This window comes from Sutcliffiella halmapala (genome assembly GCF_002019665.1).
In the GTDB taxonomy this organism is placed as follows: domain Bacteria; phylum Bacillota; class Bacilli; order Bacillales; family Bacillaceae_I; genus Sutcliffiella_A; species Sutcliffiella_A halmapala.
In genome coordinates this window covers 539,646-561,448 of record NZ_KV917375.1, presented here as the reverse complement: position 1 = coordinate 561,448, position 21,803 = coordinate 539,646, and the positions used below count along the sequence as shown (strand labels likewise).

17 protein-coding genes are annotated in these 21,803 nt (G+C 38.5%); 4 read left to right on the top strand and 13 right to left on the bottom strand.

Annotated features, from left to right (window positions below; all coding sequences use genetic code 11):
* Window positions 1-80 precede the first annotated feature (80 nt).
* The 6 genes from BK580_RS02580 to BK580_RS02555 all read right to left on the bottom strand — a co-directional run bounded on the left by BK580_RS02580 (window position 81) and on the right by BK580_RS02555 (window position 5,832).
* The gene (locus BK580_RS02580; protein ID WP_078378821.1) at window positions 81-533 is read right to left on the bottom strand and encodes a VanZ family protein; all 453 of its coding nucleotides are present in this window, start codon (window positions 531-533) and stop codon (window positions 81-83) included.
* Between the two features lie 407 nt (window positions 534-940).
* Window positions 941-2,800 (bottom strand): ABC transporter permease, encoded by a 1,860-nt coding sequence (locus BK580_RS02575; RefSeq protein ID WP_078378820.1) that lies wholly within the window; start codon window positions 2,798-2,800, stop codon window positions 941-943.
* Window positions 2,775-3,539 carry an ABC transporter ATP-binding protein gene (locus BK580_RS02570; protein ID WP_078378819.1) on the bottom strand — a complete coding sequence of 255 codons (765 nt, stop codon included), beginning with the start codon at window positions 3,537-3,539 and terminating at the stop codon, window positions 2,775-2,777. The genes BK580_RS02575 and BK580_RS02570 overlap by 26 nt, the downstream gene beginning before the upstream one ends.
* Before the next feature lie 92 nt (window positions 3,540-3,631).
* Complete coding sequence (locus tag BK580_RS02565; protein WP_078378818.1) at window positions 3,632-4,633, bottom strand: sensor histidine kinase; 1,002 nt, start codon at window positions 4,631-4,633, stop codon at window positions 3,632-3,634.
* Window positions 4,630-5,337, bottom strand: coding sequence for a response regulator transcription factor (locus tag BK580_RS02560; protein WP_078378817.1), 708 nt, complete (start codon window positions 5,335-5,337; stop codon window positions 4,630-4,632). The genes BK580_RS02565 and BK580_RS02560 overlap by 4 nt, the downstream gene beginning before the upstream one ends.
* A 168-nt stretch (window positions 5,338-5,505) precedes the next feature.
* Window positions 5,506-5,832 carry a cell wall-binding repeat-containing protein gene (locus tag BK580_RS02555; protein WP_169864764.1) on the bottom strand — a complete coding sequence of 109 codons (327 nt, stop codon included), beginning with the start codon at window positions 5,830-5,832 and terminating at the stop codon, window positions 5,506-5,508.
* A 473-nt stretch (window positions 5,833-6,305) separates the two neighbouring features.
* Between BK580_RS02555 and BK580_RS23470 the strand changes: the two genes are divergently transcribed.
* The 3 genes from BK580_RS23470 to BK580_RS02545 all read left to right on the top strand — a co-directional run bounded on the left by BK580_RS23470 (window position 6,306) and on the right by BK580_RS02545 (window position 9,004).
* On the top strand, window positions 6,306-6,449 hold the full coding sequence (locus BK580_RS23470; protein ID WP_169864761.1) for a hypothetical protein: 144 nt from the start codon (window positions 6,306-6,308) through the stop codon (window positions 6,447-6,449).
* A 172-nt stretch (window positions 6,450-6,621) separates the two neighbouring features.
* Window positions 6,622-6,858, top strand: a complete 237-nt coding sequence (locus BK580_RS02550; RefSeq protein WP_078378815.1) for a hypothetical protein — start codon at window positions 6,622-6,624, stop codon at window positions 6,856-6,858.
* 193 nt (window positions 6,859-7,051) lie between these two features.
* Window positions 7,052-9,004 (top strand): cell wall-binding repeat-containing protein, encoded by a 1,953-nt coding sequence (locus BK580_RS02545; RefSeq protein ID WP_078378814.1) that lies wholly within the window; start codon window positions 7,052-7,054, stop codon window positions 9,002-9,004.
* 95 nt (window positions 9,005-9,099) lie between these two features.
* Here BK580_RS02545 and BK580_RS02540 read toward each other — a convergent pair whose 3' ends face one another.
* On the bottom strand, window positions 9,100-10,266 hold the full coding sequence (locus BK580_RS02540; RefSeq protein ID WP_078378813.1) for a nucleotide sugar dehydrogenase: 1,167 nt from the start codon (window positions 10,264-10,266) through the stop codon (window positions 9,100-9,102).
* A gap of 429 nt (window positions 10,267-10,695) precedes the next feature.
* On the opposite strand from BK580_RS02540, the gene BK580_RS02535 reads away from it, so the two are divergent.
* The gene (locus tag BK580_RS02535; protein ID WP_078378812.1) at window positions 10,696-11,838 is read left to right on the top strand and encodes a SpoIIE family protein phosphatase; all 1,143 of its coding nucleotides are present in this window, start codon (window positions 10,696-10,698) and stop codon (window positions 11,836-11,838) included.
* Between the two features lie 910 nt (window positions 11,839-12,748).
* Here the strand turns inward: BK580_RS02535 and BK580_RS02530 are convergent.
* The 6 genes from BK580_RS02530 to BK580_RS02505 form a co-directional block, all read right to left on the bottom strand.
* Complete coding sequence (locus BK580_RS02530) at window positions 12,749-13,567, bottom strand: CheR family methyltransferase (protein WP_078378811.1); 819 nt, start codon at window positions 13,565-13,567, stop codon at window positions 12,749-12,751.
* A gap of 90 nt (window positions 13,568-13,657) precedes the next feature.
* Window positions 13,658-16,456 carry an ATP-binding protein gene (locus tag BK580_RS02525; RefSeq protein WP_078378810.1) on the bottom strand — a complete coding sequence of 933 codons (2,799 nt, stop codon included), beginning with the start codon at window positions 16,454-16,456 and terminating at the stop codon, window positions 13,658-13,660.
* 239 nt (window positions 16,457-16,695) lie between these two features.
* Window positions 16,696-18,171 carry a glycoside hydrolase family 32 protein gene (locus BK580_RS02520; RefSeq protein ID WP_408055233.1) on the bottom strand — a complete coding sequence of 492 codons (1,476 nt, stop codon included), beginning with the start codon at window positions 18,169-18,171 and terminating at the stop codon, window positions 16,696-16,698.
* Window positions 18,168-19,139 carry an aminoimidazole riboside kinase gene (locus BK580_RS02515; protein ID WP_078378809.1) on the bottom strand — a complete coding sequence of 324 codons (972 nt, stop codon included), beginning with the start codon at window positions 19,137-19,139 and terminating at the stop codon, window positions 18,168-18,170. Before BK580_RS02515 ends, BK580_RS02520 begins: the two co-directional genes overlap by 4 nt.
* Before the next feature lie 60 nt (window positions 19,140-19,199).
* Complete coding sequence (locus tag BK580_RS02510) at window positions 19,200-20,606, bottom strand: sucrose-specific PTS transporter subunit IIBC (protein WP_078378808.1); 1,407 nt, start codon at window positions 20,604-20,606, stop codon at window positions 19,200-19,202.
* 167 nt (window positions 20,607-20,773) lie between these two features.
* Entirely contained in the window at window positions 20,774-21,763 is a 990-nt protein-coding gene (locus BK580_RS02505; RefSeq protein ID WP_078378807.1) for a LacI family DNA-binding transcriptional regulator, read from the bottom strand.
* Window positions 21,764-21,803: the final 40 nt, after the last annotated feature.

Sequence of the window (21,803 nt, the reverse complement as noted above, 5' to 3'; positions counted from 1 at the left end):
TTCCCCACTGTACCTACTCCGACAACCCCAATTTGTTGTTTAGCCACCATTTCGAAAATTCGAATGGTATTCCTGGCACTTTATCTCCATCTCCAATTTATCAACCTATACACGCCAATCCCAACAAATGCTCCCGCACTATCAATCAACACATCTCTTATTTCTCCACTTCTTCCTGGAACAAAAAGCTGATGAATTTCATCTGTAATTGCATACAGAATACAAATGCCAAGTGCCAAGGAAGCACTCTTCAAGCCATGTATCCCACTCCTTTGTATGGCATTTAAAGTTAAAACACCGAGAAGAAAATAAGCAAAGAAATGAGCATTCTTTCTAACTAGATGGTTGAATGCATCTTGATTAACGGATAAATCTGGAATTATTTTTTCGATTGTTTCAATAACAGTTGCTGTAATCCCATTACTAAGACCAGCTGACTGCTGTGCAGGTTGAGCTGACAAAAGAAAAATCGTCCCCATCCAGAGAAAAACTATACCCCATGATAGATAAATTACTAGCTTTTTATTCCACATTTAACGTCCCCTCTTTGATGAGTTTTAAGTCTATTTAAACGTTTCAATCATGTTATATTCTATCATTGGTAATAGGTGGTTTGAAGTACGTGAGGTTTGATTTTTTATGATATTTTCACAAGAAACCCTTATAGATAACGTTCTGATAGTTCCCTTTTTTCTCGTTTTTCAGTGTTGAGGGCACAATTACGCGCTAATCGTTCAGGCACTGAAGCTGGACGTAACTACCCTTACTATACACACCATCCACTATGCTTTTCTCCTTATTTTAACAAAAAACAGGGAGTGTCCGACACTCCCCGTTACTAACCCTTAACACACAGTGAGTCCATATGCCATTCGACATATCTCAGGTGGTGCTTGTCATTTCATTCGTTTCGACAAACTTCGAGCAGTGCCTGTCACCATTAAACAGCTTCCCTAACCTGCTTCCCATAAAAATACCTCACAATAAAGAAGTAGATAATTTGTATCCCAAGGAATACGCTTAGGACGATTGCAGATTCTTTGAATAGGTCATAGTAGAACATGTTGGAGAGGGCGGTTAGTGCTACTGCTCCATGGATAAGCGCTACTATGATTGGTGCAAAGAATAGGATCACGGTTTGTCTGTTGAGTACCTTTTTCAGCTCTTTGGTAGTAAGGCCCATTTTAGAGATAGACTTAAATTTCTGCTTGTCCTCATCCAAATCCATGTACAGTCGGAAATAGAGGAAACTACCAGCTGAGACGAAGAAAACAACCCCAATAAATAACCCGACAAACATGATAGCACCAAAGGCTTTATTAATTTGATATACCTCATACTCAACAGCACTAATTTTAAACTCAAGCTCTTCATACAGCTTTTCTGAAATCTCTAATACCTTTTCCTTTCCTTCGATAACCTGCCATGCATGATAGCTTGTTTCATAGGTTGTATCAGGGAGGTCTTCAAAATGCTGATCAGCTACGATAAAATAAGAATCCGTTGCTGGCAATGCTTTGGAATAGATCACGTCATTCGCTTTTAATTCTTCACTAGACTTAAGCTCGATCGTTTGACCAATTAACTCCTTCGTATGACCATATGGAACTCCATCAAACTCAACCACTCTCGCTTCTCCCGCTACAACTTCCACCTTTTCTTCACCGATAAGTTCGGCAAAACGGTTGAAATCCGATTGTTTCGCGATGAGAATACTGTCTTGTCCAATTTCATAATAACGAAGGACCATTTGCTCGGAATTTGCTTTGATATTTTCCTTTTGTAAAGTTTCATTAACAAGCGCTACATCTGCCTGCTCTTCATTATCGTACGCATAGTACGTGAACGTGTTTGGGTTGTTCTCTTTAGTTCCGGCTGTAAGGAAGGTTTGAAACCCAAAAAGTGTTCCAATTGCACTAAAAGCAACCGTGGACACCATCGCCACCATGAAAAATGTTCGCGCATTATCCTTCATTCGAAATGAAAGATCTGAGAGCAAAATCATATTTGTTTTATGCCAGAAGAATGATTCCTTCGCCTTCATACGGCGGATAATATATACACTTAATTGTGTAAAAAGAAGGTAGGTTCCAATGGTAACGACGATAATTACCGGCAACATTACCGCTAGAACCGCCATTCCCTCAACCAATAATGCAACTGCATAACCCCCACCAAGCAAAACAATCGCAGTCAGCGTGAGGAAGAGATTTGCCTTAGGTTCCCCTTTTGACTTCTTGTCCCCCTTCATTAAATCAATCAGCTTTTTACTGCGTAATATATAGGACACAAATAAGGATATAAAGAAGAATAGGACAATAAAAGAAACAAAGGTTAGACCCACTGCCTGTATCGGTAAATAGAAATGGAGCTCACTATCGAGAATCAGTACATTTTCAGCTAACAGGAGGATTCCTTTGGCAAAGATGAGGCCAAGAGAAATTCCACCGATTGTCGCGAAAAAGCCAATAATCATATTTTCTAAAAATACCATCGAACGAATTTGTCGCATCGACATCCCTTGCATCATCAGTAGTCCGAATTCTTTTTTTCGAGATTGCAAAAACGAACTCATCGAATAGAGAATGAAGAAAAAAGAGAAAACATAGATGATTCCAGCTGATATATTCATTCCCTGGGCGACACTTTGATTCATTTCACTTCCGCTTAATGCTGGGTGAAAAGCAAAAATAGAAAATGTAAAAAACACCATTACGGTAAACATACTGCTTAAAAAATACGCAGCATATAGCTTTTTGTTACGGACGACATTATTAAACGCGAATTGACGAAAGGTCATGTGCATCGCCTCCCAGTAACGAAAGTGTATCGATTATCTTTTGGAAAAATGCCTGTCGATTGTCGCCACGGTGAATTTCCGAATAGAACTTTCCATCTCGGATAAACACTACACGATTGCAATAGCTTGCCGCTAGTGGATCATGCGTCACGAGCATCATCGTCGTACGCTCCTTGCGATTAATCGACTCTAGCATTTCCATTACATCCTTCGAAGACTTGGAATCTAGATTTCCTGTTGGTTCATCAGCAAGCAGCAGCTTCGGTGTATGAATCATCGCTCTTGCCACAGCAGCACGTTGGGCCTGTCCGCCAGAAATTTCGTACGTACGTTTTTGCATAATCTCAGTTATCCCTAGCTTCTCCGCGATTGCATTCGCCTTTTCCTTCATTTCCTTTACTTTTTTTCCGTCTAACGTTAAAGGAAGGACGATATTTTCCTCCACTGTTAACGTATGAAGCAGATTAAAATCCTGAAAAACAAAGCCTAATTCACGGCGACGAAATTTCGCTAATTCATCTTTTTTTAGACGATGAGGATTTTCGTTATTGATTAATATTTCTCCCGTAGTTGGCGAGTCAATCGTCGCAATCATATTAAGAAGAGTTGTTTTTCCACTTCCAGACGGCCCCATTATACCAACAAATTCACCCGTTTCAATCGTTAAATCTATATCTGTCAACGCACGATATGCAATTTTACCTTCATAAATTTTACTCACCTGTTTTACATTTAACATCACAAGATCTCCTTTCAACTTCATTCATTTGATCTGTGATTAGTATACCTTTATCTTTCAAGCGCTAACTATCGATTATTCTTTCACTTTCCTTACAGCGTTGTAAGGTTCTGCGTAGGAGAAAAAATGATTCGGAAGCTCGTCCCCACTCCAACCTCTGACTCTAGCTCTACTTTATGCCCGAGATAATTGGCCGCCTCCTTCGTCAAGTATAGTCCCATCCCAGTAGACTCACGGAATTTCCGACCATTTCCCCCTGTAAAAAAAGGCGTAAATACACGTCTTCTGTCGGTTTCCGGAATCCCAATTCCAAAGTCTTTCACTTGGAGCACTGCTTCTCCATCACGTTCAAAAATAGACAGGATGATGTTATTGCTTTTCCCCTTCGAATACTTAACCGCATTATTGATGAGCTGGGAAAGCATAAAAAACAGCCACTTCTCATCAGTTTCCACCGTAATACTCTCCCTCGCGACTTCCAGCTTCGGGTACACTTGATTTCTTATGTAAAAACGTTTATTTTCGCCGTTAACTTCATTCACAATTTTCGTTAAAAGAACTGGTTTTATATGAAAATCCTGTTCAATGGAACGAAGGCGCGCCATGTAAAGAATCGTATTTAAGCCTGTCTTCATTCGCTCTGTTTCCTCGCGAATACTAGAGGAATCTGGCTCATCCAAGCTTTGTGCCGTAAGCTCTATGACAGAGAGTGGTGTCTTCATCTGATGGACCCATTGATCCATAAACTTAAGATGCTCTTCCTGCTGATGCGTTAATGTTTTAATTTGCTGCTGATAGAGCTTATATTGACTTTTTAATAGGTTGTCCAACGCTTCTGATATAGGGGCTTGCTCCAATTTTTGTAACGAATCATCCAGATTTGCGAGCGGATTGCTTAGCATTTCATAATATTTACGCCGACTATAATAGTGATAGAAAAGATAGCAGGTTAGAAAAAAGATACCTAGAAATATCGCATAGAGGGCGATACTAACAGAGCGATAGCCATCCATCCAGAAAATTGAGACCATCACAAAAAATTGCAGCACCTGTACTGCAATTAATAGGGAATGCTCTTTGAAATATAACTTCATTCCTCTCCCACCTTTATCCATGAAACGTGCAATCGATAACCAGCGCCTCGTACCGTTTCTATTGCATTTAAAATGCCAAGTTGCTGAAACTTTTTCCTAACCCTAGTTATATTCACATTCAATGTGTTTTCATCTACATAGGACTGATCGTCCCACAATTTTTCGAGAAGATCTTCCCGCCCGGCAACTCTGGGATAGCGTTCCATTAAGCTTTCGATGATATCTGCTTCCTTTTTCGATAATGAAGCTATCTTGTTGCCAAGGGTCAGTTCAAGCCTTTCTGGAAAAAGCTTTAGTCCTTCACGTTCTAAGACCCGCTCCTCCGCTTTCGTAGCATATTCTCCATATGCTCTCCGCAGCTGACTCCGAATTTTCGCCAACACTATTTCTGCATGAAATGGCTTGGTGATAAAGTCATCACCGCCATTTTCGAGAGCCATAACCTGATCCATCTCGCCAATTCTAGCCGAGATAAAAATAACCGGACAAATCGACTCCTTCCGAATCTGTCTGCACCAATAATAGCCATCATAGCTTGGCAAATTAATATCCAACAACACAAGATCTGGTCGATTCTCATAAAAGGTGTCCATCACCTTATCAAAATCCTTCACGACTGACACTTGAAAACCGTATTTACTTATGTAAGACTGCAATAGCTCCGCAATCTTTGGATCATCCTCCACAATCATAATCCTCTGCATACTCTCACCTCATTAATTACATTTATTATGTCACAAGATAAAAACTTTCACAAAATGAGAAGTCTGACAAGGGCGCATGTGTTGGTAATACTCCTTCTATGAAGAACCTCTTCGAAATTGATTATGGAACTAGAAAAATAAGGAGGTGCTAGGCACCTCCCCATTTTTCTATCTAAACATTGCTTCTAATTCTTGAATAACGCTTTGTTCTACTGCTGCTGGTCCACCTAAAATAGTGTAATTGGTGATGTGCTTTTGTCTCACTATACTTCTTGTTGCATTTGGCAAAGAGTTTCCATTAACGAGTAACAGTGGCGCGTTATTTTTTGCTGCTAAGACGGAGCCTGTTAGTGCATCAGCAAAGCCATGACCATTAGCTATGAAAATTCTGTCTGTGTTCATGTTGAACTTGTTGATAATTTGAGCAGTCGTATCAAAACGGTTGCTTCCACTTATTCGAGTGACATTTTTATTTAATGCTCGTATTTGGGTCAAGACCTCTGGTTTTAGATTCCATTCATAGGTGTTGGAAATCACGGATACATTTCGTCCCTATTGGGGTAATCGTATTTAAATCCTTCTTCATTAACTAGAGAGATTGAGGCAACCGCTACAGTTAGAGTGATGGAGTCTAGTACCTATAAGTTTGGCGTAAGTTGAGATAAATCATCCAGTGATTCATACGACACAAAAACGATTACACTTTATGAACAAAATCCAGGAGTATCCAGGAGCTACAAATGGAAAAAGAATAGAACATCATACTTGATAATTGAGATAGGAGGTAAAAAGGACATATTATTCGATTTCCTTTTTACAAATGCTTTTCCTTTTTTAAAAATTACAAAATTCGACAAATCACGGGCACCCGCGAATATTTAAAGTAGAAATAACATAACCTTACTTTGAAGGAATTCCAATGTCGAATTTTGTTGGAACTTTTCATTTACATAAAAGGAGGATACACAATGACGAACCGCAACAACAATCGAAATCAACCTCATACAGGGGGAAATCAAGCCAGTAGTGATACTGAATTTGGTACAGAGCTTACACAAAGTAAGAAAGCTAGAAAAAAAGCAGCTAGAGAAAGAAAAAATAATAGCAACTAATAGGTGTAATCAAAAAGTACTAGTTAATTGAGAGCAATTAATGAAGAGACCTTCCTAATTTTATAATTAGGAAAGGTCTCTTTTCTATGTTAACTTTCCATATTGAAACGTTTTTTTGTACAATTGTATTTAACAACAAAATAGTACAAACTTCGAGGAGTGACAGGCACAAATGTCTCATTCAGTATATACAGTAGATTTTAAAAAGACCCAAATAAATATTTGCTTCATTGAAATTGCAGGGTATGACGCAATTTCGGACTCTTCATTTAGTGCTGTGATTAAATTCTTAAATAATAAGCCTTACGGTGATATACTTCACCCATCTAGAAGTTCGCTATCTTCAGAATGTCGTGAATATGTACGACTATTTCTCATGGACCAGTACAATTCTGGCGCGTATAACTGAAGAACATTAAGTAGAGAGAAACAGCCAAAGATGAGCCTAAAACATGAAAAATTAAAAATTTCGAGCGCTTTCATTTTCCATTTAACGGCATGTTATAAGCGTCACAAAAAGTAATGACAAGCACTCCCCTCCCGATTATAATTATGAGCAGTACTTATATATTTAAAATGAATAACGGGGGAAAAAATGAATTATGAGAAAAATTTTGTCTATGTTGTTGGTTATGCTCTTTTCTTTTACAGTGTTTCTTTTTCCAAAAGAGACATTGGCAGTAAGTGATTATTACCGAATAGCCGGAAATGATAGAATTTCCACAGCTATTGCGATTTCTGAGGCCGGATGGGATACATCTGATACCTTAATTATCGCCAGAGCAGACAATCCTGCTGATGCATTAGCAGCAGCTAGTTTATCTGGAAAAAAAGAAGCCCCTATTCTATTAACTTACACGAACTCCTTACCTCAAAATGTAATCAGGGAAATGCGACGATTAGAGGTAAGTAAAGTATTCCTTCTCGGTGGTAATTCTGCTATTAGTATCGAGATTGAAAAATCAATAAAAAAAGAAGGTTATAATGTAGAACGGATATCAGGTAAAGACCGATTTGAAACAGCGGCAAATATCAATAAAACAGCAAACACCGACACATATTCAAAAGCAATTCTTGTAAACGGCTACACCGTTGCAGACGCTATTTCAGCTTCCAGCACCTCTGCAATTGAGGGAATTCCAATTTATTTAGCAACGGATAAAAATATACCTATAGAATTACCAAAAACTATTAAAGAAGTGACCATTTACGGTGGAGATAAGGTCATCGGAAATAATGTAGCCTCACAACTTTCAAAAAAAGGCATTAAAGTTAAACGGATATCCGGAAAAAATAGATTTGATACTAATATTCAATCACTGAATAAAAATCTAACAGAGAGCGCTATTATTGTAAGAGGAACTTCTGTTAGTAGTACTAAGGAAGATTATCCCGACGCTGTAACCGCTTCAGGATTATCAAAAGTGTTAAATGCTAATGTCATTTTATCTCACCCTACTAAAGTAGTATCCGAGGTGGAAAAGCATTTTAGTGTAAATCGCTATGAAAACATTTTTGTGATTGGTGGGGAAAATGCAGTTTCTTCAGATGTAGTATGGGATTCCAGCGCTTTTGTCGATAGTGATCTCCGTCAAATCATCAAAGAAGACATTGTAGATTCTACTATTCATCCTACGAAACCAATCATTTATTATACGAATAGTAAAGATAAATTAATTCGGGCATTAAATTATGAAACCGGAAAAGTTCAGACAATAGAATTTAAGGAAAAACCAGAAAGTATCTATTTTGCTAATAATAAGCTATATGTTGCATTATTAAAGAGAGAGCATAGTTCCTATTGGGATCAGTATCAAGAGGGAGCAATTGCCATTATCAATAGCGACACATTTAAACTAGATAAAAAACTAGAAATTAACTTGGATCCATTTGATATAGTAGTCGATAGCGAAGGGTTCATCTATGTAGCTGGCGGTTCTGGTCAGCATACTTCTCTTATAAGCTATAACTCCAACGGAAAAGAGTTATCATCCAAAGGAATCTATCAGTCTACTTCCATTGAATTAGATTCCAGTGAGAATAAAATTTATGCCATTGACACCCAGCTCTCTCCAAGGGATATTTTTCTTTATGAAATATCTTCTGGGATCATAACTGGATACCGAGACTCGCCATATCATGGAGATTATCCATTAGGAACGAAAATCAAAATTTCTCCTGATGGCCACTATATCTTTAATAATAGTGGCTATGTTTTCCAAGGGTCTAGCCTCAACTATCATAGCGAACTAGACTACGAGTTTAGCGATATGCTATTCGATGATACTCTTAAGAACTTTTACCTTGGACTAAACGGGTTAATGTTTGCATATGATTATCAGAGCTTCAGACCAATCGGTGCCTTATCCACTCATGGAGACATTCAAACTATGCACCAAAACAAAAACGATATGGTTATTTTGTCAGAGGTGTTTCTAGCAGATACAACCAAACTGACTACCGGCGTCGAAGTCATCAAAAAAGACAACTTTTTACAAAGTAACTTAGAAAAAAAGACACCAATGAAAACACCCATAATTAATCAAGGTTATTAAAATAAAAGAGCAGGCTAGGACACATTCATCCTACCTGCTTTTTTTACGTTCAAATAAAAGAATCTATAGCCAAAATTCTAGTGGTGCCTGTCACCTTAATCTCTATTATACAAATCCCTCGTATACACCTTATCCTCTACATCAACCAAATTTTCATCGAGTCTATTGGAAACGATGATGTCGGAAATACGTTTAAATTCCTCTAAATCCTTTATTACTTTAGAACTATAAAAAGTATCTTCTTGAAGAACTGGTTCATAGATGACTACCTCGACACCCTTTGATTTAATTCTTTTCATTATACCCTGTATAGATGATGCTCTAAAGTTATCAGAATTGGTTTTCATCGTTAGTCGATATACACCAACTACTTTTGGATTCTTTTCTAAAATTTTGGATGCGATATAATCTTTTCTCGTCGTATTTGCATCGACGATTGCTCCAATGATGTTATTAGGAACATCTTCATAGTTCGCTCTTAATTGTTTCGTATCTTTGGGAAGACAATATCCACCATACCCAAACGAAGGATTATTATAATGGTCACCTATTCGCGGGTCTAAACCTACACCTTCAATAATTTGTTTGGTGTCCAGCCCTTTCGATTCAGCATACGTATCAAGCTCATTAAAATAGGCAACGCGAAGGGCTAAGTAAGTATTGGAAAATAATTTCACTGCTTCTGCTTCCGTGGAATCAGTAAAAAGAACCGGAACATCTTTTTTAATGGCAGCTTCTTTTAAAAGAGCAGCAAACCTTTCCGCACGCTTGGATCTCTCTCCAACAATAATTCTTGATGGATATAAGTTATCATGTAATGCCTGTCCTTCACGCAAAAATTCTGGTGAAAAAATAATATTGTCTGTTTGGTATTTTTCTTTGACCTCTTTTGTAAAACCTACGGGAACTGTTGATTTAATTACCATCACAGCATCTGGTTTAATTTCCAAAACCGTCGCAATGACGTTCTCTACAGATTTTGTATTGAAATAATTTTTTTCCGGGTCATAATCCGTTGGTGTCGCAATGATAACAAATTCCGCATCTTGGTATGCCACATTTTTATCTGTTGTAGCAATAAGATTTAACTCTTTTTTAGTTAAGAATTCCTCTATCTCCTTATCCGCGATTGGTGATTCTTTTCTATTGATCATATCTACTTTTTCTTGAATAATATCGATCGCGACTACTTCATTATGTTGTGCTAATAATACTGCATTCGATAATCCTACATAACCAGTACCTGCAACTGTAATTTTCATGATAAAACACATCTCCATTTTTATTTCTATTAAGACTATTTTAACCTTAGTCAATTTTTCAATTCTCGACTAGCTACACGGAATGAAATTTTTCCTGAACGCAAAAACAACACCCCTTCAATAGTAGGTATGCCGATTACGGACCATATTTTTTCTATTCCCCCTAAACTTTAACACATTGCTTCGTCGAATGCATAGTTCAGACATTAGCGGATAACTATTTTCAGACTAATCCCCTAAAGTTTGGATGCTAAAAAACACTAATCCTTATTTCAGAAGCAGAGGAAATACACTTCCGAAAAGTGACAGTCATCGCCAAAAACGCTACAATATAATTACATGTATCCTTTAAGCAGGGCATGTTCTACAACAAGCTTGGATATAAAGTTCGTGCAGTATTATTACGTTTACATAGAGGAGAAACGATGTATGGGCATTTTGATTGTGGATGATAATCAAGTAAATTTGTTTGTCATCGAGAATATCTTAAAAAGGGCGGGCTATAAGGATTATTTATCCTTTACATCTGCGAAAGAGATGTTTGAGTACTTGAATTTAGAAAAGCCGGTTCCGTTAAAGATGCCGGTTGATATTATATTAATGGATATCATGATGCCTGAAATCGACGGAATTGAAGCTTGCAGAATGCTACAAGGGATTCCTCACTTAAAAGACATACCGATTATTTTTGTAACAGCATTGGAGGATTCCAACAAAATGGCGGAAGCGCTCGATGCTGGTGGGCTCGATTATGTAATGAAACCAATTAACAAGACAGAGCTACTGGCGCGTATAAGAGTTGTATTACGCCTAAAGCTTGAAAAGGATAAAAACAAAAAGCATGATGAGAAAATCAGAAATCAATTAGACCTCTCCATGCAGGTTCAAAACAGCCTTTTAAGTGAACCTATCAAGGAGGATCACCTGACGATAAGGGCTTCCTACATACCAGCCTATAAATTGGCAGGAGATATGTATTATTGGTACAAAATCGATGATTCCAGATATGCGGTTATTTTACTGGATATGATGGGGCACGGAATTTCCGCTTCCCTAGTGTGCATGTTTATTTCCTCTGTACTCCGAGATTCGATCCGAACTTGCTCCGATCCTAAGCTAGTAATGAGCGAATTGAATCGCTGGATGTATACCCTAAACCTGCGCAATCAGCAAATTCCCTATTATTTTACGGCTATCTATCTAGTAATAGATACCGATAAGAAAACCTTAGAATATGTGAATGCCGGGCATCCTGCAGGCTTTGCTTTAGTCGATGAAGAAGAGGTAATAGAGCTTTCTAACCGTACTTGTGCGGTCGGCTTTTTTGAAGAGATAGATATCAAAAAAACGACCATTTCCTATAACAATTCTGTGCAGGTGCTATTGTATACCGATGGAGTCGTGGAAACGATGGAGAAGGTTGGCATCAATCAATATCCACAATTCGTTAAGACCGCATCCAAACTATGGGAAATCGAAAGCGTCCCAGAGCCTATTAATCTTGTATTACCTGTTGATCAGCAAGGAGAAGCTGCCGATGATATGTGTGTTGTGTTTGTACAAGCGAGATGACGAGGGCTGAGGGGAACAAGCCAAGCCAGATTAACAGGATAGTGTTAAGGGAGATTTCCACAGGTGCGTAGGTTATGAAAACTAGCAATTTGTCTCCCTGCTCTACTTACAAATGTGGGTAATACCTTTCTGTTTTTGTAATGCGAGTAACAAGCCCTGTATGTGGGCTTGTTTTGCTTACTTAATTTCTCGATTATGGCGTTATTGGGGTACGATTGGAGCTTCATTGTTACCCGATTTTTCGTTTTTCTTGTTTTGAGGGCACGATCAACGCTTCATCGTTACCCGATTTTTCGTTTTTCTTGTTTTGAGGGCACGATCAACGCTTCATCGTTACCCGATTTTTCGTTTTTCTTGTTTTGAGGACACGATCAACGCTTCATCGTTATCCGATTTTTCGTTTTTCTTGTTTTGAGGACACGATCAACGCTTCATCGTTATCCGATTTTTCGTTTTTCTTGTTTTGAGGACACGATCAACGCTTCATCGTTACCCGATTTTTCGTTTTTCTTGTTTTGAGGGCACGATCAACGCTTCATCGTTACCCGATTTTTCGTTTTTCTTGTTTTGAAGGCACGATCAACGCTTCATCGTTACCCGATTTTTCGTTTTTCTTGTTTTGAGGGCACGATCGGCGCTTCATCGTTACCCGATTTTTCGTTTTTCTTGTTTTGAGGGCACGATCAACGCTTCATCGTTACCCGATTTTTCGTTTTTCTTGTTTTGAGGGCACGATCGGCGCTTCATCGTTACCCGATTTTTCGTTTTTCTTGTTTTGAGGGCACGATCAGCTCCTAATCGTTCACCAATTCCCCTGTTTTGGCGTTTTTAGAGTGTCAAAGGAATCACCTTTTACTCAGGGTAGCATTCTAAATAAAAAAAAGCTGAGAAACGGAGCAACCTACACCCCTTACATCTCAGCTTTTTTACGATAAATCTTTTGACAACCGTCAAACTCTTCAATTCCAGGATGTACATCTAAACGTAATGCCTCTTTACTACCCAGCCCTAAAAAGCCATCCGTACTCAAACTCTCTTGAAACAATCTCAAAACGCTATTTTGCAAATCCATATTAAAGTAGATGAGGACATTTCGACAAATGATGACGTGGAATTCATTAAAAGAGCGATCTGTCACTAAATTATGCTGGGCAAAAATAATTCTTTTTAACAGTTCTTCTTTAAAATAAGCAAATTGATGGTCGGTATGATAGTACTCTGAAAATGAATTTTTGCCACCAGCTTGAATATAATTCGTCGTATATGCTTGCATTTTGGAAAACGAGATAATTCCTTTTTCCGCCTTTTCCAAAATCTTCTCATTCATGTCAGTAGCATAAATTTTCGCTTTATGTCCAAGCCCCTCCTCCTCCAAAAGAATCGCCATGGAATAGGCTTCTTCTCCAGAAGAACAACCAGCGTGCCAGATACGAATTTCAGGCAACTCCCTTAACTTTGGAATAACCTTCTTGCGGAATGTTAGAAAAAAAGAAGGGTCTCTGAACATCTCCGTCACATTTATCGAAAAGTCATCTAAAACCTTCTTAAGATAACTATCATGATGGATTATTTTTTCCGTCAATTGGCTCATATTCGATAATCCTTCCAAACGGAGTCTATTCTCCACTCGTCGTAAAATAGATGATTGCATATATTTTCTAAAATCAAACCCTGATAGTCGATAAATTGCCGTTAAAAACAACTCTAATTCTATTGCTTGCTTGTGCACAATAACCTGTCCTCCGTGTACTCTATTATTACAAAAAGAAACGGCTACTTCTATAAATAGATGCGCAACCGTTCCCCTCTCTTGTATATCCTATTTATTTGCTACCCAAACCCGCATCGCAGATAAAAGCTGATCAAGCTTCAGTGGTTTGCTGATATAATCAGACGCTCCAACTTGCAGACATTTCTCACGATCGCCCTTCATTGCTTTGGCAGTTAAGGCAATAATTGGAACATCTTTATGTGTTTCCAGATTCCGTATGGTTGTTATTGCTTTATACCCGTCCATAATCGGCATCATGATATCCATTAAAATTATGTCTACATGATCTGTTTCATGTAGAATATCCAAGCATTGCAGTCCATTTTCGGCCGTCAAAATGTTCATCTCTTCTTTATTTAGTGCATTATTCAAGGCATAGACATTTCTATGGTCATCATCCACCACTACTACTGTCTTACCCTTAAGAATATTAGAAATATCGGCAGTTTCTGTTTGAATTGTAGCAGCTACTTCCTTTGTTTGATTAATATCAAACGCACTATTTTTTACTTCCATCAATTTCTTCTCACTTGTGGTGGAAACCTCATGCCAAGCAGCCTCTACTTCGTCGCGTTGAGGCATCCCCTTTGGTAAACTTGGAATCAGTAACGTAAAGGTGCTACCTTTTTTCTCTTCACTGTCCACTTGCACGACCCCACCTAACAAACGCGAAAATTCCTTGGAAATCGATAATCCGAGGCCAGTGCCGCCGTACTTTCGCATGGTTGCGCCATCGCCTTGGTGGAACGCTTCAAAAATAAGGCTCATTTTATCATCGGGAATACCAATTCCAGTGTCAGAAACGGAGATTTTCAACCAAGTATCCGCTTGAACTTCTGGTTTCGCCCTTAGTAAATCTCTCTTCTCTGCTTTCTCTATCTTTACAGAAATTGTACCTTGTTCCGTAAACTTAAAGGCATTAGATAGGAGATTCTTCACTATTTGTTGCAGGCGTTGCTCGTCAGTATAGAATACGTCTGGAAGATTTTCTCCAACTACTACTTCATAATCAAGCTTTTTATGCTTGGCAATGTGAGTAAACTGTTGATCTAGTCGGTTGCCGAACTCCTCAATGTTCACTTCCCCAAACATCACTTCCAGCTTCTTTACTTCCACTTTGGATAAATCTAAAATATCATTAATTAAGTTTAGTAGATCTTGTCCAGAAGAATTGATTACTTGAGCAAATTCCTTTTGTTCCTTTGTTAGCATATCTTCTGAGTCTTCTACAAGCATTTCTGATAATAAAAGAATACTATTTAATGGCGTACGAAGTTCATGAGACATATTTGCCAAAAACTCCGATTTATATTTGGAGCTCAATTGAAGCTGCTTCGCTTTCTCTTCCAGTTCTGTTTTTGCTTTTTGAAGATCAGCTGACTTCAGCTCGGCATCACGTGAGCGCTCTTCTAACTGCTCATTGATCATCCGTAATTCTTCAGATTGAGTTTGAAGTTCTTCCGATTGTGCCTGTAATTCCTCTGATTGTGATTGCAATTCCTCGGTTTGAGCCTGTGACTCCGCTAACAATCTCTCAACTTCCATCCTGCCAAGAATATTTGTAATCGCAATACCAAGTGTTTCTAGTACTTTGTTTACCAATTGAAGATGCGTTTTCGTAAACGTCGTTAAACTTGCCAGTTCAATAACGGCAATAGTTTCATCCTTGATGATAACAGGTGCAATAATAATACTTTTCGGTTTAATAGTACCAAGACCTGTTGTGACAACAGAATAATTATCCGGTATATCTTCAAGAAGAATCGATTTTTTATCACATGCACTTTGACCGATTAATCCTTGACGTAGCTTATACGCTTCTCCACCCACATCTTCCGCTCCGTCTGCATAAGTAGCAATCTTTCTAAACGAAGTACCTTTTCCTTCTCCATCCAAAAGATAGAATGCTCCAAGCTTTGCATCCACTAAAGGTGCAATGGTCGCAATAAACTTCTCTGCAAGGGAGTCGACCGCAACGTTGCGATGGTATAGATTAATAATATCTGCAGAATTCGACTGGATCCAATTCTGTCTTCCAATCTCTTCTGTGTACTGCTTTTCTTTCACATGATAAGACTCAATAGAGGAAGCCATCGAGTTAAAGGCCTTCGAAATCTCGCCTATTTCGTCCTTAATTTCAGTATTTAACCTAGGTAAGGAAGTCAAGTTATCATAATCAATATTTGTAATACCTTTTTTCACTTCGTCTAATCGTTGGTTTGTACTGCGAACCACCCAAAGTGTAGTTGTAATAATTACTATCAAGGAGAAAGCTACAGCCACAAATAATAAGGTAACCATGTTTTGATAGGTTTCGTTCGCGTCTTGTAAAATTTCGTCCATATAGCTTTCTTGCAAGAATTTAAATTCAGAAATATCCAGAAGTAGCGCTTCTCGGTTATCCCGATGATTAGAGTAGATACTCTGCAATTGATCATTAGTAGCACCCTCATTAATCTGAGTAATGATATCTTGCTCCATTTCCCAATAAGCTGCATATTCTTCCTTCATCTTACTCATAAGTATTTTCGTATCATTTTTATCCAATACTGCCTCAAGCTCAATAAGTTGAGTTCGAACTACCTGGCGATTTTCTTCAAGATTTTCAAGGTTTCGTTCGATGTTATCAGATTCACTTCTATTAATAACAAATAATATCTGTCTATCCGTTTCATAGAATAACTGTCTAATATCTGTGGCTTTATTTACTTTATAGTAGCGGTCTTCTACTATTTCCAACATGTTTGCTTTCATGGAACTGGTCATTAAAAGAATCACAGATAATAATATTACAAGGAAAAAGACCGTTATTCCTAATCCAATCAATTGTTTTTTCTTAAAGGTCACCTGTCACTCCTACTTTCGCTACAATATGTTGCTGAAATGTACGTATATCTATAATTCTATCTCTAGTATACCATTAGAACAAGGCAGAGGGTGGGTTCTTGTCCCAGTTTTCTGACATAAGTAGAAGCATTGTAAGAATTGCTTATTTAAAGAGAAACAATAGACTCTCTACACTTTCTCTAAATTGCCATGTCAAAAAGGCCCTACAAATATGCATGGCCTTTTCGACATTAAGTTCTTTAACGCTTTATAGTGCTGGAAGACAGGCACCAAATACTTAACTTAAATCTTCCACCACCATCAGCAGCAAAGGCAATAGACTGGTCATCTACAGTCCCAAATACCCTCGCACTAAATACTTCCTGTCCTTCATTCAAAAATAGTTCAATGGAAGAGGTGTCTTTATAAATTTGCAGGCTTTCTAAAGAGTCAAGTTTACATGTTCTCGATTCGAAAGAGTCTTCCTTAAACCTCTTTCGTTCTAATGTTGCCAAACGTTCATTGGCATCGTACACGAATCGACATGCATCGCCAAATGAGATTTCAAAGCTTTCGAATTCTCCTTGAATGTCCTGAATCACTAGTTCAATAGCTGCTCCCTTTACGCTGGGTAACTGAACTTTATCTGAGCACACCTCAATTTTTTCATTCAGGCTCTGTTCTTTTCGTAATTTCTTAAGCTCTTCGACTGGTGTCTGATAGAGCTTTCCTTCTTTTAGCTCAAGCTTTCGTGGCAAGGTCATACAGTGAATCCACTGGTGTTGGATTGTCGGATGATCTTCCTCATTTTCCTCAGGAACGCCCATCCAACCAATTAGAATTCTTCTTCCTTCATCATCTAGCATGGTTTGTGGGGCATAGAAATCGAAGCCACGGTCTAGTTCCGTGAATGAGCCATGCTCATAGGTCGCTTCTATTTCATCTAACTTTCCAATAAAGTAACCCGACTGATATAAATTGTTATAAAGAAAACCATCTGCGTTAAGTCCTTGCGGAGATACAATTAGAACATCCGCTCCATCCAGTGAAAATAAATCCGGACATTCCCACATATAGCCGAATTCATCCAAACCATTCATTTTCGATCCAGCTATGGAACCATGGAATTTCCAGTTTTCAAGATCCAATGAAGAAAACAACGCCACTTCACCTTCTCCATGAAGACTTTGCGCACCCACTACCATATACCATTTCCCATTTTTCTCCCACACTTTTGGGTCTCGAAAATGAGCGGTGTAACATTCAGGCAGGGTGACAACAGGTCCTTTTTTCTGAAATGAAAAACCATCATTTGAAACAGCAACACACTGAAAGGTTTCGCGGTTGTTATTTTCATCCTTCACATTTCCGGTGTAAAAGAGGAACATTTCCCCATCTTTTTCAATTGCACTACCAGAATAGCAGCCATTCTTTTCAAACCATTCACTTGGGGCAAGAGCAATCGGTTCAAGCTTCCAAGTTACTAAATCAGTAGTGGTGTAATGCCCCCAGAATTTCGCCCCATGCTCAGTAGCAAACGGATTCCATTGGAAGAAAACATGGTATACACCTTTATAATAAATCAATCCGTTTGGATCATTGAGTAATCCAACTGGTGGCATAAGATGATAGGTAAGCCGATTCGGATCAGCCTTCACTACTTGAGAGTGCCTTTGTACAACTGCCTCTGCCTCTTTCATCAATTGCTTTTCACGGTCTGTGCGGAAATCCATCATCCCTGCAACTCCTTGTTGTCTGTTCTGCTCAAATACTCTGTTACAATTTTCAAGTCAGGCAGTCCGCTCATTGCACCTTTTGTCGAAGCTGCTAATCCCCCAGCAATACTAGCGAACTTCGCCATATACTGAATTTGTTCCATAGAAAGCTTTGAAATATCCTCGGTAAAATCGTTCAAACAATAAAGAATCCCCGAAACGTATGCATCACCCGCCCCAGTTGTGTCGACCGCTTGGACCTTCATAGCTGGTACCGTAATCGTCTCATTTCCAAATGCAAGAATACTACCATTCTCACCAAGTGTCACAATTACTAAAGGAATATTAAATGACTTTAAATTACTTATTCCTGTCGCCATATCCCTTTCACCAGTCAAGAATTCCAGTTCTTCTTCCGAAACCTTTAGCACATCCACTTTCGGCAGCATACTGATTATTGTACGTTTTGCAGTTTCCTCATCTTTCCAAAGATTTAGCCTTAAATTCGGATCATAGGAGATTAGCATTCCCATATCTTTTGCTGTATTCACAGCCCTTTTTGTTGCACTTTTAGCCGGTTCATTAATTAGCGAAATCGAGCCGAAGTGGAGTATTTTTTTATCAGCAAAAAAATCAAACCTGATTTCAGACTCCTGTAAAAATTGGTCGGCACTAGGATTAATATAAAAGTCAAAGCTGCGCTCGCCATTTTCTGCAAGGGTAACAAAAACGGCTCCTGTTCTCACTTCTTTTGTTAAGGAGATAGCCGATGGGTCGACACCATAACTGGCTAAAGTATCAACTAAAAACCGACCTAAAACGTCCTCTCCTACTTTCCCTAAAAACATCGATTCTGCTCCTAGTTTAGCAAGACCCACTGCGACATTGGCTGGTGCTCCTCCAGGGCATTTTTGATAGACAATGTTTTCCTGATCCATCGGAATAAAATCGATTAATGCTTCGCCGAGACTAATGATTCCTTTTTTCATATGTTATAACTCCTTATGAATAAAACAAGGCAAAGAAATCCTTTGCCCTGTTTTGTGTTTTTAGTTATTCTCAATTTCCTGTCTTAGCTTTTTTGTATAACCAAATGTCCAAGTTAAGGCAAAGGCCACTCCAATTGAAATGATGTTTGCTAACAGATAAAGAACGATTTGTCCGTTTAAGTAAAGCAAAGTACCAGGGATAACCGTGATTGCCATTCCTGTTGCTTTTAATCCAACGATAGAAGCGAATAAACCGCCGGCTGCTCCACCGATAAGCCCCATTATAAATGGTCTTACATAGCGTAAGTTTACCCCGAAAATTGCTGGTTCGGTTATTCCTAAGAATGCTGAAAAGGCCGATGGTACCGCAAGTGCCTTTAATTTTTTCGATTTTGTTTTTAAACCAATAGCTAAAGCTGCTCCACCTTGAGCGGCAATGGCACATGTAATAATAGCGTTAAATGGGTTGTTGCCAAACTCTTCAAGAAGTTGAATCTCAAGAAGATTGAAAATGTGGTGAACTCCAGTGACAACAATGATTTGATGAAAGAAGCCAATTAGAAGGCCGCTAATTCCCAATGGTAATTCCAAAACGGCTACCGTCCCTGATAAAATCACATTTTCTACTATATGGAAGATTGGTCCAATCATAAATAGTGCAAGAGCACTCATTACAAGCAATGTTAAAAATGGCGTTAAAATTAGATCAAATGTTTCTGGAACACGGCGACGGATCGCTTTTTCAAGCTTTGCTCCAACAAGACCTGCTATGAAAGCTGGGATTACAGATCCTTGGTAGCCGATAACTGGGATGAAACCAAAGAACATAATGGGATCAACTTCTCCCCCAGCTACGCCCCAGGCATTTGGCAGGGCAGGTCCAACAAGCATTAAACCAAGGATAAGCCCGATAATCGGGGTGCCCCCAAATACACGAAATGCCGACCATGCAATTAATGCAGGTAAGAAAATAAACGCGGTGTCCGTAAGAACTTGTGTATATAAAAGGAAATTTTGTGATACATCATCTGGTGTCATTCCAAAGAAAGCAAGAATTTCCTCCTGCATCACCAGGCCTCGTAATCCCATGAACAAACCAGTCGCAACTAGTACAGGAATAATTGGAACGAAGACGTCACCGAAAGAACGAATTGCTCGTTGTACCGCATTCCCGCTTTTTCCAGCCTCTTTTGCTTGATCCGATTTAGCCACTGCTGATATTCCAAGCTTTTCAATTTGCTCATAAACTCGGTTAACCGTACCTGTCCCAAAAATGATTTGGTATTGGCCTGAGTTAAAGAAAGCACCTTTCACTTTTTCAATGTTTTCTATACGATCCTGATCAATTTTGTCTTTGTCTTTGACCATGATGCGTAAACGTGTTGCACAGTGTGCCGCAGATAAAATATTGTCTTTACCACCAATAGCATCAATAATATCCTCAGCGATTTTCTGATATTCTGACATGTAATTTCACTCCTAAGAATTATATAAATAAATTGCTCGCGGAATCGATTCCAAAATTCAATAAAAAAATATTGGAATCGATTACATTTTAAGATAAAAAAATATAGAATGCATTAGGAATCGATTCCAATTCTTTAAAACTATCTTTGGAATCGATTACATTCACATCATAAACTATTTCTTTCGATAAGTCTATACTCTAAATTTATTTTATTTATACTATATTCTTCCTGTTGGATTGACTGCAAAATGATTTTAGCAGCCTCACGTCCAGCCTGTTTATTTAAATAATCTACCGTAGTTAATGAAGGAGTAACGTATTGAGATAGTTCTGAAGCACCGATTCCAGTTATTGCAATATCTTCTGGAATAACAAAGCCCTTTTCTTTCAAACATTGCATAGCACCAATCGCTAATCTGTCTGTTACAGCAAACACTGCAGTAGGAATAGTCGTTGATTTATCCAAAATTTTCTTCATAGCATCATAACCGGAATCAATATCAAAAATACCTTTTTGAATCCATTGATCCTCTATGGTTAATTTATTTTCTTGCATTACGTCCAAGTAGCCTTTTTTTCGCTTTACTCCAACAGCAACATCCGATTCATCCACACCAATAAAAGCAATTTTTTTATGACCTTTATTAATCATCAGCGAAACGAGGTCTCTTGCTGCATGATAGTCACCATAAAGGACATTCGAAACCCCGGGAATTTCTTGGCCAATCACTACCATCGGCTTCTTTAGTTGAAGAATTTCCTTCACGAGTGATTCATCTGCATTGGTTGCAACTAATATGATTCCGTCTACTTGACGGACTTTTAATAAATGAAGAAATTCAATTTCTTTTTCTTTTTGTAGATTCGTACTAGCTAGTAGGATTTGATAGCCAAATGGAGCAAGTACTTCATCCAACCCACTCACTATCTTACTAGATGTTTCCGTACTTATTTTTGGAAGGATGACACCGATGACCTTGGTCTTTTTCGTACGTAATGATTTTGCCTGTTCACTCGGAACATACCCCGTCTCCTCAATCACCTTCAAAACACGACTCCGCGCCGCATCACTCACATTCGGAGAATCATTAATCACTCTGGACACCGTAGTACGAGATACTTTTGCTAGTTCTGCAATCTTATTAATCGTTGACATGCCAAACATCCACCTTCCAGATAAAACTCCCGATTATTTT